The organism is Mycobacterium sp. 852002-51057_SCH5723018, assembly GCF_001667035.1.
Taxonomy (GTDB): domain Bacteria; phylum Actinomycetota; class Actinomycetes; order Mycobacteriales; family Mycobacteriaceae; genus Mycobacterium.
In genome coordinates, this window is record NZ_LZIR01000112.1 from 12,994 (window position 1) to 29,795 (window position 16,802).

Here is a 16,802-nt window from a genome sequence, read left to right on the forward strand (position 1 = left end):
CTTATCCGCGGGTCCCTGTCCGTTGGTCGCTCAACCGATGCGACCCGGCTCAAGCTGGGCCCTGTCAGCGTTTGCGCCTCTTGGGGCGCGCCCCCGGCCGCGGGGTGCGGTTGGTCGCGATGCTGTTGCGTCCGGCCGAGTCAGGGGTCTCCGGTTGCGCCTTGCCGGTTTTCGCCCCGGCCACATCACTGTCGGACCCATCGGACCCGGCCAAGCCGGCCGAGCCGGCCGTGGACTCGCTGTCCGTACCGCCGGCGGTCGACGAACCGTTCCCGGCCGCGGGTGCTGTCTTCGGGTTGCGCTTGGGTTTGGCGCCGGGCGCCGGCGCGTTGGCGGCCCGGCGCTCAATCGCCTCCTGCCGCTTGGCCTCTTCTTCTTTCTCGATCATCCCGAATACGTAGTGCTGCTGCCCGAACGTCCAGATGTTGTTGGCGAACCAGTACAAGATGATCGCGAGCGGAAGGAACGGGCCGCCGACCACGACCCCGAGCGGAAACACGTACAGCGCAAGCTTGTTCATCATCGCGGTCTGCGGGTTGGCGGCCGCTTCCGCGCTCTGCCGGGCCACCGACGCGCGGCTGTTGAAGTAGGTCGCCACACCGGCCAGGATCATCACCGGCGCACCCACCGCGATCACCGCGGGCCGGCTGAAGTGAGTGAACGCATCCAACCCGGAGTGCTGCGTCATGAACGCGCCGATCGGGGCGCCGAAGAGGTTCGCGTCCAGGAAGTGCGCGACGTCGGCCGGCGTGAAGACGTAGTTGCCCGTCATTCGGTTTTGGATCACCGACAGGTGCGGCTGGCCGAATCCTCCGGTTGTGCGGTTGAACGACCGCAGCACGTGATAGAGCCCGAGGAACACCGGGATCTGCGCCAGCATCGGCAGGCAGCCCAGGATGGGGTTGAAGCCGTGCTCGCGTTGCAGCTTCTGCATCTCGAGCGCCATGCGCTGGCGGTCCTTGCCGTACTTCTTTTGCAGCGCCTTGATCTGCGGCTGCAACTCCTGCATCTGCCGGGTCGTGCGGATCTGCCGGACGAACGGCTTGTACAGCAGCGCCCGCAGGGTGAAGACCAGAAACATCACCGATAGGGCCCAGGCGAAGAAGTTCGACGGCCCCAGCACGGATGCGAACAGCTTGTACCAAACCCACATGATCCACGACACCGGGTAGTAGATGACGTCGAGGCTGAAAAAATCAAACAAAAGACTCACTCTCCCGTTGCTTGGCCGCGTGGCCACGCGTGTCGCCGGCGCCGTCGGCGTCCATCCGGCATCCGTGTCGGTCCGGTATCGGATCCCATCCTCCCCGATGCCACGGACCGCACTTGGCGAGCCTGACCGCGGACAGCCAGCTTCCGCGAATTACGCCGTACTCGGTGAGAGCGTCGACGGCGTACTGGCTACAGGTTGGAACGAAGCGGCACGTCGCCGGTCGCAGCGGCGACACCATGTGCCGATACAGCTGAATCAGGAAGATCAGTCCTCGAGCGGCGGCCGCGCCCGCGCCACCGATTACCGCGCGCGCCCGCGCCGACGGACTCACCGGCGGGTCTCCGCCGACTGAAACGCCCGGCGCAAGCCGCGCCGCAGCTGCTCCTCGAGCCGGACCGACGACGCCTGCCGGCTACTCGGCAGGGCCCGGATCACCACCCGATCGGAGCCATCCAGATCGCTGAGCATCGTTCGGACGACATGGCGCAACCGGCGCGCCACCCCGTGGCGTTCCACTGCCGATCCCACCGACTTGGCGATGATCAATCCGACCCGCGGACCGCCGGCGTCGCAGCCTTCGCTCGCTCGCCGCACATGCACGACGACGTCGGGCTGCGCCGTGCGCGACCCGTACTTCACCGTGGCGTCAAATTCCGTTGACCGCCTCATGCGGTTGCGTGCGGGAAGCACCGCCGAAAGACCTGACGTTGCGATCAGGCAGTCAACGCGCGGCGGCCCTTGCGGCGCCGGGTGGACACGATCGAGCGCCCGGCGCGGGTACGCATCCGCAACCGGAAGCCGTGCACGCGGGCTCGGCGCCGGTTGTTCGGCTGGAATGTCCGCTTGCCCTTGGCCACGGCGTTCTCCTCGTTGTCTCTGGCATGGCGTCCGGCCGCTCGCGCTTCCGCGGGTCGTCCGGAGGTGAGTCCTGCTGCTGGCCGGCGCGGTCCCCAGGCGCCTAAGCCTCGGTCGCAGCCGTATCGCCGACTTTCGGGCGACTGTTTGAGGGTACTGATGAGCCTTCGCTGGGTCAAACTTGGTCTGCCCCAACGGAGCCAACTCACACTTCGGCGAAAATATGCGCTCTCGGCGGCGGCGCTGCGGCACGATGTCGGAAGCGAAAGGCAAACAGCCCCAACGAACCCTAAAGAAGCCGATTGGAATGCAGCAGAACGGTTGGCAGCCGCACGGAAAACTGTTAGCTTCGGGCAATGCCGTTTCAGCGTGGAACGGCGCTCGACGACAAAGCGAGGATGGCGGATCAACTAGCTGTCTAGGCGACCTGCACGGGTTGTCACCAGCACGGAGATCGCGAGCCGTCGCCGGTAGGCTGTGGCTCGTTTACGATCATCCTGTCCACACCTGTGTATAAGTATGTGGACAGTTGCTTTATCGCCAAGCGTGGTTACACCTCGAGGTCGGACCAGGGAGATACGTCGTTGACCGATGACCCCGGTTCAGGTTTTACGACAGTGTGGAATGCCGTCGTCTCCGAGCTCAACGGCGAGGCTCCCCCAGACGGCATGGCCGCCAACCGCACCACACTCGTCACGCCGCTGACCCCTCAGCAAAGGGCGTGGCTGAACCTGGTGCAGCCGCTCACCATTGTCGAGGGGTTTGCGCTGCTCTCGGTGCCGAGCAGCTTCGTCCAAAACGAGATCGAACGGCACCTGCGCGCACCGATCACCGACGCGCTCAGCCGCCGGCTCGGGCAGCAGATCCAGCTCGGGGTTCGCATCGCGCCACCCTCCGAGGACGTCGACGACGGCGGCTTCGCCCAGCGCGACACGTTCGCCCCCGCCGACGCCCTGACCGAAGACGACACCTTGGACCCGTCAGCTGATGGCGACGAGGGATACGAAAACGGTGAGGCCGCGGCCGGCGCCGAGCACAGTTGGCCCAACTACTTCACCGAGCGTCCGCATGCCGCGGACCCGGCCGCCGCCGGCGGCACCAGCCTCAACCGCCGCTACACCTTCGACACCTTCGTCATCGGCGCCTCCAACCGGTTCGCCCATGCCGCGGCGCTGGCCATCGCCGAGGCCCCGGCGCGCGCTTACAACCCGCTTTTCATCTGGGGCGAGTCCGGCCTGGGCAAGACGCACCTGTTGCATGCCGCCGGGAACTACGCCCAGCGACTGTTCCCCGGTATGCGGGTCAAGTACGTTTCCACCGAGGAATTCACCAACGACTTCATCAACTCCCTGCGCGACGACCGCAAGGTCGCCTTCAAACGCAGCTACCGCGATGTCGACGTGCTGCTGGTGGATGACATTCAGTTCATCGAGGGCAAGGAAGGTATCCAGGAAGAGTTTTTCCATACCTTTAACACCCTGCACAACGCCAACAAGCAGATCGTCATCTCATCCGACCGGCCCCCGAAACAGCTCGCCACGCTCGAAGACCGACTGAGGACCCGGTTCGAGTGGGGACTGATCACCGACGTGCAGCCCCCCGAGCTGGAAACGCGCATCGCCATCCTGCGCAAGAAAGCGCAAATGGAGCGACTGGCGGTGCCCGACGACGTCCTCGAGCTCATCGCCAGCAGCATTGAACGCAATATCCGCGAGCTCGAAGGCGCACTCATCCGGGTGACCGCGTTCGCGTCATTGAACAAGACACCGATCGACAAATCGCTCGCCGAGATCGTGCTTCGCGATTTGATCGCTGACGCCAGCACTATGCAGATCAGCGCGGCGACCATCATGGCCGCGACCGCCGAGTACTTCGACACGACCGTGGAAGAGTTGCGCGGCCCCGGCAAGACCCGCGCGCTGGCGCAGTCCCGCCAGATCGCGATGTATCTGTGCCGCGAGTTGACCGATCTGTCACTGCCCAAGATCGGTCAGGCGTTCGGCCGCGACCACACCACGGTGATGTACGCCCAACGAAAGATCTTGTCCGAGATGGCCGAGCGCCGTGAGGTGTTCGATCACGTCAAGGAACTCACCACCCGCATCCGCCAGCGGTCCAAGCGCTGATTTTCCGGCCTTCGAATCACTTTTTTTCAAAAAACTTCCCACACCCCTGTCACACCCGTCACAGCTGGGCGCTGTGCGCGGAACTGTGTACAACGCGGCGACAAACCGGTGCAGGGATCGAGTGTGCGTGCACATCCCTGCCCCATCCCCACCGCCTCCCCCAGGCCCACACAGTTGTCAACGGTGTCATCCACAACCCGGCCCACTCCCCTAGCTGCGCCAAGTCCCCGCTGTCCCCAGAATGCACAGCACTTATTACTGTTACTGAGCTATCTCCGTTGGTTCTTCTTTGAAGTACAGCGTTGGGGACGGTCGTTGCGCGGGCGGGGTGAAACCCGTCGTCGACGCGGTTTGTCGGCCTCGGCGATTAGCTTTCAAGATGGCCGCAGAAGATCTACGGTTGTTCTTCGACTGCCGTTGCGGCGTCGTGGCGCAGTACGTGTCACCGACGTTCGTTGCGGGGGCCCGTGCTAGCGACGGGCGGCTAGCCACACCTATTTCGATCACTCGGCAGGTAAAGGGACGCTATGGACGCGGCGACGACAACAGCTGGCCTCGACTTGAAGTTTCGTCTGATGCGAGAGTCTTTCGCCGACGCGGTGTCGTGGGTGGCGAAGAATCTGCCGACCAGGCCCGCGGTGCCGGTCCTGTCCGGAGTTTTGTTGTCCGGCTCGGACGACGGCGGCCTGACGATCTCCGGATTCGATTACGAGGTTTCCGCCGAGGCCCAGGTAGCGGCCGAAATCGCTTCTCCTGGAAGTGTTTTGGTGTCGGGGCGGTTGTTGTCCGACATCACCCGGGCGTTGCCCAACAAGCCCGTTGACTTCTATGTCGACGGCAACAGGGTCGCACTGACCTGCGGAAATGCCAGGTTTTCGCTGCCGACGATGCCGGTTGAGGATTACCCGACGCTTCCCGCCTTGCCGGAAGGCACCGGCACGCTGCCGGCGGATCTGTTCGCCGAGGCGATCAGCCAGGTGGCGATCGCGGCCGGGCGCGACGACACGTTGCCCATGTTGACCGGCATCCGCGTCGAGATTTCGGGTGACACCGTGGTTTTGGCCGCCACCGACAGGTTCCGTCTGGCGGTTCGCGAGCTGACATGGTCGGCGTTGTCACCCGATATCGAGGCCGCAGTGCTCGTACCCGCCAGGACGTTGGCTGAGGCCGCGAAGGCCGGCGCGGACGGCTCCGAGGTGCGGTTGTCGTTGGGCGCCGGTTCGGGGGTCGGAAAAGAAGGGCTCCTCGGGATCAGCGGCAACGGCAAGCGCAGCACCACCCGCCTGCTCGACGCGGAGTTTCCCAAGTTTCGTCAGTTGTTGCCCGCCGAGCACACCGCCGTGGCCACCATCAACGTGGCCGAGCTGACCGAGGCCATCAAGTTGGTCGCGCTGGTGGCCGACCGGGGGGCGCAGGTACGGATGGAATTCGGTGACGGCATGCTGCGGCTGTCCGCCGGCGCCGACGATGTGGGTCGAGCCGAAGAAGACCTTCCGGTCGATTTTGTCGGCGAACCGTTGACGATTGCGTTCAACCCGACCTATCTCACGGACGGACTCGCGTCGGTCCATTCGGAGCGGGTGTCGTTCGGCTTCACCACCCCGGGCAAGCCGGCGCTCCTGCGCCCGGCGCTCGACGATGACAGCCTGCCGACCGGCGATGGCCCGTTTTCCGCGTCGCCGACGGACTACGTGTACCTGCTGATGCCCGTTCGGTTGCCCGGGTAGGTGTACGTCCGGCATTTGGGACTGCGCGATTTCCGGTCCTGGGCACTCGCCGACCTCGAATTGCAACCGGGCCGGACGGTGTTCGTCGGTCCAAACGGCTTCGGGAAGACGAATTTGATTGAGGCACTGTGGTATTCGACGACGTTGGGATCACACCGAGTCGGCACCGACCAGCCGTTGATCCGAGCCGGGTCCGCCCGCGCGGTGGTGTCCACGATCGTCGTCAACGAGGGCAGGGAGTGTGCGATCGACCTGGAGATCGCCGCGGGGCGGGCCAACAAGGTCCGGCTGAATCGTGCGCCCGTGCGCAGCACGCGCGAGGTGGTAGGCGTGTTGCGTGCGGTTTTGTTCGCCCCCGAAGACCTGGCCCTGGTGCGCGGGGACCCGTCCGACCGGCGGCGTTACCTCGATGAGCTGGCGACGGTCCGCCGGCCCGCGGTTGCCGGCGTGCGCGCCGATTACGACAAGGTTTTGCGGCAGCGCACGGCATTGTTGAAGTCGGTTTCGGGGGCCCGGTACCGAGGCGATCGGGGCGCCCTGGACACCCTCGACGTGTGGGACAGCCGACTGGCCGAGCACGGCGCCGAATTGATGGCCGCCCGCCTCGATCTGGTGAACCAGTTGGCGCCGGAGGTGGAGAAGGCCTACCAGCTGCTGGCGCCGGGATCGCGCCCGGCGTCGATCGCCTATCGGGCCAGCTTGGGTTCCGAAAGCGCGGAAGGTTTCGACGGCGCCGACCGCTCGTTTCTGGAGGCCGCTCTACTGGCCGCCCTGTCGGCACGCCGCGACGCGGAATTGGAGCGCGGGATGTGTCTGGTCGGCCCGCATCGCGACGACCTGGAGCTGCGGCTCGGCGATCAACCCTCGAAAGGCTTTGCGAGCCATGGGGAATCGTGGTCTTTTGCGGTAGCGCTGCGGCTAGCGGCATATGAGCTGTTGCGGTCAGACGGCGGCGAGCCCGTGCTGTTGCTTGACGACGTGTTCGCCGAACTCGACGCCACGCGCCGGCGCGCGTTGGCCACGGTTGCGGAATCGGCCGAACAGGTGCTGGTGACCGCGGCGGTGCCGGAAGACATTCCGGCCGACTGGGACGCTAGACGGGTGCACATCGATTTGCGTGACGACGACGAAGCCGGCCGGGTGTCGGTGGTGCTGTCATGACGGGCCCCGGCGACGGGAAAGACCCCGATAAACTGGGCGGGTTGAGCGGTATCGATCTGGTGCGACGGACCCTCGAGGAGGCGCGCGCCGCGGCCCGCGCGCAGGGCAAGGACGCCGGCCGGGGGCGGAGTATGCCGCCCGGTGCGCGCCGTGTTGCGGGGCAGCGGCGAAGCTGGTCGGGTCCGGGGCCCGACGTGCGTGACCCGCAACCGCTGGGCAGGTTGGCGCGCGACCTGGCGAAAAAACGCGGTTGGTCGGCGCACGTCGCCGAAGGGACCGTGTTGGGTCACTGGCCGTCGGTGGTCGGCCACCAGATCGCCGATCACGCGACCCCCACCGCGCTGAAAGACGGGGTGCTGAGCGTGGCGGCCGAATCGACGGCCTGGGCCACTCAGCTGCGGATGATGCAGAGCCAACTGTTGGCCAAGATCGCCGCCGCCGTCGGCAACGGCGTGGTGACCTCGCTGAAAATCACCGGACCGGCCGCGCCGTCGTGGCGCAAGGGGCCGCGCCACATCGCCGGCCGCGGCCCGCGCGACACCTATGGTTGAGGCGCTGAAAAGCCCGCGATCATCCCCAGTTGGGACTCGGCTAACAAGCGTCTGAGAGCCACCAGGACGAAACGGACCAGCTCGGCAAACGTCGGGACGCGCCGCGATGGAAGATATTGAGCACACGGCGCGGTCAGATAGGCAGAAACGCGCCCAGAAAATCGGTCCTAACCCCCGATCACGGTAGAGTGGAGGGACGACTGCTGCGGTGACTGGACCGCTCGCATGCAACCCCAAGGAGAGCATCCCGACTGTGGCTGCCCAAAAGAAGAAATCACAAGACGAATACGGAGCCGCGCAGATCACCGTCCTGGAGGGCCTGGAGGCCGTCCGCAAACGCCCCGGGATGTACATCGGGTCCACCGGTGAACGCGGTCTTCACCACCTCATCTGGGAGGTCGTCGACAACGCCGTGGACGAGGCGATGGCCGGTTACGCCAACCAGGTCGATGTGCGCTTGCTCGAGGACGGCGGTGTCGAGGTCACCGACAACGGGCGCGGCATCCCGGTCGCGACCCACTCCACCGGCATCCCCACCATCGACGTGGTGATGACCCAGCTGCACGCCGGCGGCAAGTTCGGCGGCGAGAACAGCGGCTACAACGTCAGTGGCGGGTTGCACGGTGTGGGCGTGTCGGTGGTCAACGCGCTATCGACCCGGCTCGAGGTCGACATCTCCCGGGACGGGTATGAGTGGTCGCAGTTCTACGACCACGCCGTGCCGGGCACCCTCAAACAAGGCGAAGCCACCAAGAAGACGGGGACGCGGGTCAGGTTCTGGGCCGATCCCGACATCTTCGAGACCACCGAATACGACTTCGAGACGGTGGCGCGCCGGCTGCAGGAGATGGCCTTCCTGAACAAGGGTTTGACGATCAACTTCACTGACGAGCGGGTGAGTGACGAAGAGGTCGTCGACGAGGTGGTCAGCGATACCGCCGAGGCGCCCAAGTCCGCGGGGGAAAAGGCGGCCGAATCGACCGGGCACCACAAGGTCAAGCGCCGCACGTTCCACTATCCGGGCGGATTGGTGGACTTCGTCAAGCACATCAACCGCACCAAGAGCCCGATCCACAGCAGCATCGTGGACTTTTCCGGCAAGGGGCCCGGCCACGAAGTCGAAATCGCGATGCAGTGGAACGCCGGCTACTCGGAGTCGGTGCACACCTTCGCCAACACCATCAACACCCATGAGGGCGGCACCCACGAAGAGGGCTTCCGCAGCGCGTTGACGTCGGTGGTCAACAAGTACGCGAAAGACAAGAAGCTGCTGAAGGACAAAGACCCCAACCTCACCGGTGACGACATCCGCGAAGGCCTGGCGGCGGTCATCTCCGTCAAGGTCGGCGAACCGCAATTCGAGGGCCAGACCAAGACCAAGCTCGGCAACACCGAGGTCAAGTCGTTCGTGCAGAAGATCTGCAACGAGCAGCTCACGCACTGGTTCGAGGCCAATCCGGCTGACGCCAAAGTGGTTGTTAACAAGGCGGTTTCGTCCGCGCAGGCGCGAATCGCGGCGCGTAAGGCGCGGGAGCTGGTGCGCCGCAAGAGCGCCACCGACCTGGGCGGGCTGCCAGGCAAGCTCGCCGACTGCCGCTCCACCGACCCGCGTAAGTCGGAACTATATGTGGTGGAGGGCGATTCGGCCGGCGGCTCGGCCAAGAGCGGCCGCGACTCGATGTTTCAGGCCATCCTGCCGTTGCGGGGCAAGATCATCAACGTCGAGAAGGCGCGCATCGACCGCGTATTGAAGAACACCGAAGTCCAGGCGATCATCACCGCGCTGGGCACCGGGATCCACGACGAGTTCGACATCACCAAGCTGCGGTATCACAAGATAGTGCTGATGGCCGACGCCGACGTTGACGGCCAACACATTTCGACGCTGCTGTTGACGCTGCTGTTCCGGTTCATGCGGCCGCTGATCGAAAACGGCCACGTGTTCCTGGCGCAGCCGCCGCTCTACAAGTTGAAGTGGCAGCGCAGCGATCCCGAGTTCGCCTACTCCGATCGCGAGCGCGACGGCCTGCTGGAGGCGGGCTTGAAGGCCGGCCGGAAGATCAACAAGGAAGACGGCATCCAGCGCTACAAGGGTCTGGGTGAGATGGACGCCAAGGAGTTGTGGGAAACCACCATGGATCCTTCGGTGCGGGTACTGCGCCAAATCACCCTCGACGATGCCGCGGCCGCGGACGAATTGTTCTCCATCCTGATGGGTGAGGACGTCGAGGCGCGCCGAAGCTTTATTACGCGTAATGCCAAGGACGTTCGTTTCCTGGATGTCTGACGAGTGCACACGCCTAGACAAAGAGGACTAGATGACTGACACCACGCTGCCGCCGGGTGGCGAAGCCGGCGACCGGATCGAACCGGTTGACATTCAGCACGAGATGCAGCGCAGCTACATCGATTACGCGATGAGCGTGATCGTCGGCCGCGCGCTGCCCGAGGTGCGTGACGGCCTCAAGCCGGTACACCGCCGCGTGCTGTATGCGATGTACGACTCCGGGTTCCGCCCGGACCGCAGCCACGCCAAGTCGGCGCGGTCGGTCGCCGAGACGATGGGTAACTACCACCCGCACGGCGACGCCTCGATCTACGACACGTTGGTGCGCATGGCGCAGCCGTGGTCGCTGCGGTATCCGCTCGTCGACGGGCAGGGCAACTTCGGCTCACCGGGCAACGACCCACCGGCCGCGATGAGGTACTGCACCACCGGAGATGCGTTGGTGCGGTTACCCTTTGGGCAATCGGTGCGAATCAGCGACGTGGTTCCGGGCGCGCAGGCCAATTCGGACAATGCGGTCGAACTGAAGGTCCTGGACCGGCATGGCAACCCCGTCGTCGCCAATCGACTGTTCCACTCGGGCGATCACCAAACGTACAAAGTCCGCACCGCCGAAGGCTATGAAGTCACCGGCACGCCGAACCACCCCTTGCTGTGCCTGGTCGACGTCGGCGGCGTGCCCACATTGTTGTGGAAGCTGATCGAAGAGGTCCGTCCCGGCGACCATGTCATCTTGCAGCGCACACCGCCGGTGGAATTGGGTCCAGCGGACTGGCGCGACGTCCTGGAAGCGCTTCTGGTGGGCGCGTTCATCAGCGAGGGCTTTGTCTCCGAGACATGTGCCGGATTCAACAACTGCGACCGCGACTACTTCGACATTGTCCTCGGCGCCTATGACGCCATCGTCGGGGGCCGACGCTACGTGTCGTCTCGCACGATCGCGTCTGGCTCGATGCTGCATGAGCTAGATGTTCACAATCTCACTCAACTGAAGAAGACACGGCTCGGTGACCTATGTGGGCAACGATCGGCGGCCAAAGCGGTTCCCGAGTGGCTGTGGCAATCCCCGGCCGCGGTGAAGCGAGCTTTCCTTCAGGCATTGTTCGAAGGCGATGGCTCATGCTCTGCATTGCCGCGCAACACAATCCAAATTTCTTACTCGACGCGTAGTGAGCAGCTGGCCGCCGACGTTCAGCAGATGTTGCTTGAATTCGGTGTCATCTCGAGGCGTTATCGTTTCGCGGTAGGTGAGTATAAGGTCGTCATCACCAACCGCGCGCAGGCCGAATTGTTCGCGGTGCAGGTCGGTTTCGGTGGCGCGAAGCAAGCCAAGCTGGCGAAGATCCTGCGTTCGATGCCGACGTGCGCCGGACGCGACGACGACCACGTTCCGGGACTGGCGGGATTCATTCGTAAGCACGCGGGTGGCCGGTGGACCGACCGAGATTGGCTGAACCGCCACAGCGTCGACTGCATCCAACGCTGGCGCACCCGCGGCGCCGAGATCCTGGCACACATCGCCGATCCTGACGTCCGTGCCATCGCGACCGACCTCACGGACGGTCGGTTCTACTACGCCAAAGTCGCCTCTGTGACTGAAGCCGGCGTGCAGCCGGTGTACAGCCTCCGCGTCGACACCGAAGACCACGCCTTCCTGACCAACGGCTTCGTGAGCCACAACACCGAGGCGCGGCTGACCCCGCTGGCGATGGAGATGCTGCGCGAAATCGACGAGGAGACAGTCGATTTCATCCCGAACTACGACGGCCGGGTGCAGGAACCCACGGTGCTGCCCAGCCGGTTCCCCAACCTGCTGGCCAACGGCTCCGGCGGCATCGCGGTCGGCATGGCGACCAACATCCCGCCGCACAACCTACGCGAGCTGGCCGAGGCGGTGTTCTGGTGCCTCGACAACCACGAGGCCGACGAAGAAGCCACGCTCGCTGCCGTCATGCAGCGGGTGAAGGGGCCCGACTTCCCCACCTCCGGGCTGATCGTCGGAAGCCAGGGCATCCAAGACGCCTACAAGACCGGGCGCGGCTCCATCCGCATGCGCGGCGTGGTGGAGGTCGAAGAGGCAAGGGGCAGAACCTCTTTGGTGATCACCGAGTTGCCCTATCAGGTCAACCACGACAACTTCATCACCTCGATCGCCGAGCAGGTCCGCGACGGCAAGCTCAACGGCATTTCCAACGTCGAAGACCAGGGCAGCGACCGCGTCGGCGTGCGAATCGTCGTCGAGCTCAAGCGGGACGCAGTGGCCAAGGTGGTGCTCAACAACCTCTACAAGCACACCCAGCTGCAGACCAGCTTCGGGGCCAACATGCTGGCCATCGTCGACGGGGTGCCGCGCACCCTGCGACTCGACCAGATGCTTCGCCACTACGTCGACCACCAGCTCGACGTCATCGTGCGGCGCACCACCTACCGGCTGCGCAAGGCCAACGAACGCGCCCACATCCTGCGCGGCCTGGTCAAGGCGCTCGACGCGCTCGACGAGGTCATCGCCCTGATCCGGGCGTCGGAAACCGTCGACATCGCGCGCGCCGGCCTGATCGAGCTGCTGGACATCGACGAGATCCAGTCCCAGGCCATCTTGGACATGCAGCTGCGCCGGTTGGCGGCCCTGGAACGTCAGCGCATCGTCGACGATCTGGCCAAGATCGAGGCCGAGATCGCCGACCTGGAAGACATCCTGGCCAAGCCTGAACGGCAGCGCGCGATCGTGCGCGAAGAGCTCAAGGAGATCGTCGACAAGCACGGCGACGACCGTCGCACCCGGATCATCGCCGCCGACGGCGACGTCAGCGACGAGGACCTGATCGCCCGCGAGGACGTCGTCGTCACCATCACCGAAACCGGCTACGCCAAACGCACCAAGACCGACCTGTACCGCAGCCAGAAACGCGGCGGCAAGGGCGTGCAGGGCGCCGGGCTCAAGCAGGACGACATCGTCGCGCACTTCTTCGTGTCCTCGACCCACGATTGGATCCTGTTCTTCACCACCCAGGGCCGGGTATACCGGGCCAAGGCGTACGAACTACCCGAGGCGTCGCGGATCGCGCGGGGCCAGCACGTCGCCAACCTGCTGGCCTTCCAGCCCGAGGAGCGGATTGCCCAGGTGATCCAGATCAAGAGCTACGAGGATGCGCCGTATCTGGTGCTGGCCACCCGTAACGGGTTGGTCAAGAAGACCAAGCTGACCGACTTCGACTCCAACCGGTCCGGCGGCATCGTGGCGGTCAACCTGCGTGACGGCGACGAGCTGGTCGGGGCGGTGCTGTGCTCGTCGGACGAAGACCTGTTGCTGGTGTCGGCCAACGGCCAGTCCATCCGGTTCTCGGCGACCGACGACGTGCTGCGCCCGATGGGCCGGGCCACCTCCGGTGTGCAAGGGATGCGGTTCAACGCCGACGATTATCTGTTGTCGCTCAACGTGATTCAGGAAGGCACCTATCTGCTGGTCGCCACCTCCGGGGGCTACGCAAAGCGCACCGCGATCGAGGAGTACCCGGTGCAGGGCCGCGGCGGCAAGGGCGTGCTGACCGTCATGTACGACCGTCGACGCGGCAGGTTGGTCGGGGCGCTGATCGTCGACGACGACAGCGAGTTGTACGCCATCACGTCGGGCGGTGGCGTGATCCGCACGGCCGCGCGCCAGGTCCGCAAGGCGGGGCGGCAGACCAAGGGCGTGCGGTTGATGAACCTCGGTGAGGGAGACACACTGTTAGCCATCGCGCGCAACGCCGAGGAAGCCGCCGAAGAAGCCGTGGCGGAGGCCGATGGTGCTGGGGATTCGGAAGGCTAGGAGCTGGGCAATACACTCAGCCAGACGGTCCTCGAAGGGTTCGGGTATCAGCCGGGCATAGACTCGGCCCGATCACACATAATGCGACTGCCACCCCGCAGGCGGCCGTGGTAGGAGATCTAAGGAGTCGGGGTGACCTCACCGAACGAGCCGGGCGCCCCCAAGACGGGCGACAGCCCTAATGGGGATGGTTCGGCCGAGCGTGCCGGTGCGCACCGCGCGACGCCGCCACAGACCGGCCGCCTTCAGGATGCCGGGGATGCGCCATCCTGGCCTCGGGGCGGACCTCGGCCTGCGCCTCATCACCCCGCCGAACCACACGGCGAGATGCGGCCGCCCGCCCCAGCCAGCGGCGCCGACGCCCGGCTGAACCGCTTCATCTCAGGCAACTCCGCACCGGGAGCCGGCGCCGGCGCGCCCGCGCATCCCAAGAAGCCGCCGTACGAATTCGACCCGCCGCCGTCGCGCGGCGACGGCCCGCCCGCCGAGGCCTACGCCAGCGAATTACCGGACTTGTCCGGCCCGCTCCCGCGGCCCCCGCAGCGCAAGGCCACGCCCGACCGCCCCCCGGAGACGGCGAGCACGACGGGGTCGAGCCGTTCGACAACGTCCGACAGGTCCGACAGCCGAGAAATTCGGGACGCACGCGAGAACCGGGTTCAGATCTCGCGGCGCACCCGCGGCCCGGTTCGGGCCAGCATGCAGATCCGCCGGATCGACCCGTGGAGCACGCTGAAGGTGTCGCTGCTGCTGTCGGTGGCGTTGTTCTTCGTGTGGATGATCGCCGTGGCGTTCCTGTATCTCGTGCTGGGCGGCATGGGTGTGTGGGCCAAGCTCAACAGCAACGTCGGCGACCTGCTGAACAACACCAGCGGCAGCAGCGGCGAACTGGTCTCCAGCGGCACCATCTTCGGCGGCGCCGTGCTGATCGGCTTGGTCAACATCGTGCTGCTGACCGCGATGGCCACCATCGCCGCGTTCGTCTACAACCTGACCACCGATCTGATCGGCGGCATCGAAGTCACACTCGCGGACCGCGACTAGCGCGGATCACCCGGTTTTGGGGGTCGGGCGGCGAGTGCGGTAATCTCGTCGCTCGGCCCTACGCGACTGCGGGCCTGTAGCTCAGGCGGTTAGAGCGCTTCGCTGATAACGAAGAGGTCGGAGGTTCGAGTCCTCCCAGGCCCACAACCATGTGCCCGTCAAGACGTTGCGTGAGGCTCGCGTTGCCATTGGCGCTGATCGCTGTCGCGGCAGCGGTGGTGCGGTCACGACGCGGGGTCGAGGTCTGGCACGTGGCCGTGGTCGACACACCCAGTAACGACGAGGGGCCTTAGCTCAGTTGGTAGAGCACCGCCTTTGCAAGGCGGGTGTCAGGGGTTCGATTCCCCTAGGCTCCACAAACTTTTCATCGGGATAGCCGCCACGGTTGTGATGGAACCGGAAGTACAGCCCACGCGGCAATCTCGGCGCAGGCTCTACGGCCGCGGCTGCACCTCGACGCTCGGCGGCCGGGGCGACGACTCCTCACGATCGGAACGCATTGACCGCCGGACGATGCTGAATGCGGCGGCGCCACCGCCCAGCACGACGGCGACGGCACCCGCGATGATGAACGGGCGCCTGGAGCGGTGTTGCTTGCGGCGCGCGTCCTGCAGCGCCTGGGGCAGATTGGTGACCACCTCCTGCGCGGCGGCCAGCTCCTGCGCGAGCGTCTCCTGCGCCGCGGCCAGCTCCCGGGCCAGCCGGCCCTCCCGGTACCGGCGACGAAGCTCCGAGGCGGTCGACTGCGCGGAGTGCGCACCGAGCCCGACCACTCCCCGTGCGACGTCCACGGGCCCCAACGCCGTATAGGCCAGGCCTCGGGTCAGTCGCGCCCGCGGGGTCAGTCGGTTGTCCGTCTTCGCGCTCATCTGCCGCCTTTCTGTGCCGCCCGTCCGATGCCTCATCAGCCTGCCACCAATGCAACGCGCAAGGGACTATCGGGTGGACCCAGTCTTTACGGCGCCCGGCCGCTGGCGAGTGACACCCGCTGCGGGCGCGCCCACGCGTGATGGCAGACTTGGCTGCCGTGACTAACAGCCCCTTTCAGACCGCCACCGCAACGCTGCACACCAACCGCGGGGACATCAAGGTTGCCCTGTTCGGAAACCACGCGCCCAAGACTGTCGCCAACTTCGTTGGCTTGGCGCAGGGCACCAAGGAGTACTCGACCCAAAATGCATCGGGTGGTCCCTCCGGCCCGTTCTACGACGGCGCGGTCTTTCACCGGATAATCAAGGGCTTCATGATCCAGGGCGGCGATCCGACCGGCACCGGCCGCGGCGGTCCGGGCTACAAGTTCGCCGACGAGTTCCACCCCGAGCTGCAATTCGACAAGCCGTACCTGCTGGCGATGGCGAACGCGGGCCCGGGCACCAACGGCTCGCAGTTCTTCATCACGGTGGCCCAGACCCCGCACCTGAACAGGCGCCACACGATCTTCGGCGAGGTGACCGACCCCGATTCCCAGAAGGTCGTCGACGCGATCGCGACGACGGCGACCGACGCCAACGACCGGCCCACCGACCCGGTCGTCATCGAGTCGATCACGATCTCCTAAAGGCGGCGGTCAGGCCCGGTTGCGCCCCGTGTAGCCGAAGTCCGTTAGCACGTCGAGCACCTCCAACGGGTTCGTCCCGAGGTCCCAACGCGACAAGATCGTCAGCCCCCCCTCGACCGTCTCCACCTCGAGCAACCGGACGTTACGGCCGTGGCGGCGGAACTCGCTGATCCGGATGATCTTGATGTCGGAGCGCTGCAATAGCTGCGTCCGGAACCAGCCCCGCAGCACCAGGCCGTCGGGGGTGATTGCCAGCTTCGGGCGCGCGCGCCAGGTCAGCCCCGCAAACAAGATCAGACCCGCTGCGGCAATCCCTGCGAGAATGCGGCCCGGCGGGTCTGTGACCAGGGTCACACCTGCGATAGCCATTAAAACGCCGGCGACCCCACAACCAGCGATTGCCGTCGCGCGCGGCTCCCATTGTGTTTGCTGCATGCGCTATCTAACCCCTCCCACCACTGCCTATGCAGTT

At 65.6% G+C, this 16,802-nt stretch carries 14 protein-coding genes and 2 tRNA genes; 10 read left to right on the forward strand and 6 right to left on the reverse strand.

Features of this window, described 5'->3' with window-relative positions; translation table 11 throughout:
• Positions 1 to 64: 64 nt before the first annotated feature.
• The 4 genes from yidC to rpmH are packed head-to-tail and all read right to left on the reverse strand — an operon-like array spanning position 65 to position 2,070.
• Positions 65 to 1,213, reverse strand: coding sequence for a membrane protein insertase YidC (gene yidC / locus A5764_RS23125; RefSeq protein WP_067117795.1), 1,149 nt, complete (start codon positions 1,211 to 1,213; stop codon positions 65 to 67).
• Positions 1,197 to 1,544 (reverse strand): membrane protein insertion efficiency factor YidD, encoded by a 348-nt coding sequence (yidD, locus tag A5764_RS27805; RefSeq protein ID WP_082951857.1) that lies wholly within the window; start codon positions 1,542 to 1,544, stop codon positions 1,197 to 1,199. Before yidD ends, yidC begins: the two co-directional genes overlap by 17 nt.
• A complete protein-coding gene (rnpA, locus tag A5764_RS23130) occupies positions 1,541 to 1,903 on the reverse strand; it encodes a ribonuclease P protein component (protein WP_067117798.1) in 363 nt (120 codons plus the stop codon). The genes yidD and rnpA overlap by 4 nt, the downstream gene beginning before the upstream one ends.
• Positions 1,904 to 1,926: 23 nt before the next feature.
• On the reverse strand, positions 1,927 to 2,070 hold the full coding sequence (gene rpmH, locus A5764_RS27810; RefSeq protein WP_082951858.1) for a 50S ribosomal protein L34: 144 nt from the start codon (positions 2,068 to 2,070) through the stop codon (positions 1,927 to 1,929).
• Between the two features lie 582 nt (positions 2,071 to 2,652).
• Between rpmH and dnaA the strand changes: the two genes are divergently transcribed.
• The 9 genes from dnaA (at position 2,653) to A5764_RS23175 (ending at position 15,128) form a co-directional block, all read left to right on the forward strand.
• Positions 2,653 to 4,194, forward strand: coding sequence for a chromosomal replication initiator protein DnaA (gene dnaA / locus A5764_RS23135; RefSeq protein WP_067117800.1), 1,542 nt, complete (start codon positions 2,653 to 2,655; stop codon positions 4,192 to 4,194).
• Between the two features lie 527 nt (positions 4,195 to 4,721).
• Entirely contained in the window at positions 4,722 to 5,921 is a 1,200-nt protein-coding gene (gene dnaN, locus A5764_RS23140) for a DNA polymerase III subunit beta (protein ID WP_067117803.1), read from the forward strand.
• Positions 5,922 to 7,082, forward strand: a complete 1,161-nt coding sequence (gene recF, locus A5764_RS23145; protein ID WP_067117806.1) for a DNA replication/repair protein RecF — start codon at positions 5,922 to 5,924, stop codon at positions 7,080 to 7,082. It abuts the gene before it with no gap.
• On the forward strand, positions 7,079 to 7,633 hold the full coding sequence (locus A5764_RS23150; protein ID WP_067117809.1) for a DUF721 family protein: 555 nt from the start codon (positions 7,079 to 7,081) through the stop codon (positions 7,631 to 7,633). Before recF ends, A5764_RS23150 begins: the two co-directional genes overlap by 4 nt.
• A gap of 253 nt (positions 7,634 to 7,886) precedes the next feature.
• Entirely contained in the window at positions 7,887 to 9,920 is a 2,034-nt protein-coding gene (gene gyrB / locus A5764_RS23155; RefSeq protein ID WP_067117812.1) for a DNA topoisomerase (ATP-hydrolyzing) subunit B, read from the forward strand.
• Between the two features lie 31 nt (positions 9,921 to 9,951).
• Complete coding sequence (gene gyrA / locus A5764_RS23160) at positions 9,952 to 13,728, forward strand: intein-containing DNA gyrase subunit A (RefSeq protein ID WP_067117814.1); 3,777 nt, start codon at positions 9,952 to 9,954, stop codon at positions 13,726 to 13,728.
• 132 nt (positions 13,729 to 13,860) lie between these two features.
• Positions 13,861 to 14,772 (forward strand): DUF3566 domain-containing protein, encoded by a 912-nt coding sequence (locus A5764_RS23165; RefSeq protein ID WP_067117817.1) that lies wholly within the window; start codon positions 13,861 to 13,863, stop codon positions 14,770 to 14,772.
• 70 nt (positions 14,773 to 14,842) lie between these two features.
• Positions 14,843 to 14,916, forward strand: a tRNA-Ile gene (locus tag A5764_RS23170).
• Positions 14,917 to 15,055: 139 nt separating this feature from the next.
• Positions 15,056 to 15,128 (forward strand) — tRNA-Ala (locus A5764_RS23175).
• Between the two features lie 78 nt (positions 15,129 to 15,206).
• Here A5764_RS23175 and cwsA read toward each other — a convergent pair.
• Positions 15,207 to 15,641 carry a cell wall synthesis protein CwsA gene (cwsA, locus tag A5764_RS23180; protein ID WP_067117820.1) on the reverse strand — a complete coding sequence of 145 codons (435 nt, stop codon included), beginning with the start codon at positions 15,639 to 15,641 and terminating at the stop codon, positions 15,207 to 15,209.
• Positions 15,642 to 15,781: 140 nt separating this feature from the next.
• On the opposite strand from cwsA, the gene A5764_RS23185 reads away from it, so the two are divergent.
• The gene (locus A5764_RS23185) at positions 15,782 to 16,330 is read left to right on the forward strand and encodes a peptidylprolyl isomerase (protein ID WP_067117823.1); all 549 of its coding nucleotides are present in this window, start codon (positions 15,782 to 15,784) and stop codon (positions 16,328 to 16,330) included.
• 9 nt (positions 16,331 to 16,339) lie between these two features.
• Here the strand turns inward: A5764_RS23185 and A5764_RS23190 are convergent, their stop codons facing one another.
• Positions 16,340 to 16,765 (reverse strand): PH domain-containing protein, encoded by a 426-nt coding sequence (locus tag A5764_RS23190; protein WP_067117826.1) that lies wholly within the window; start codon positions 16,763 to 16,765, stop codon positions 16,340 to 16,342.
• Positions 16,766 to 16,802 lie beyond the last annotated feature (37 nt).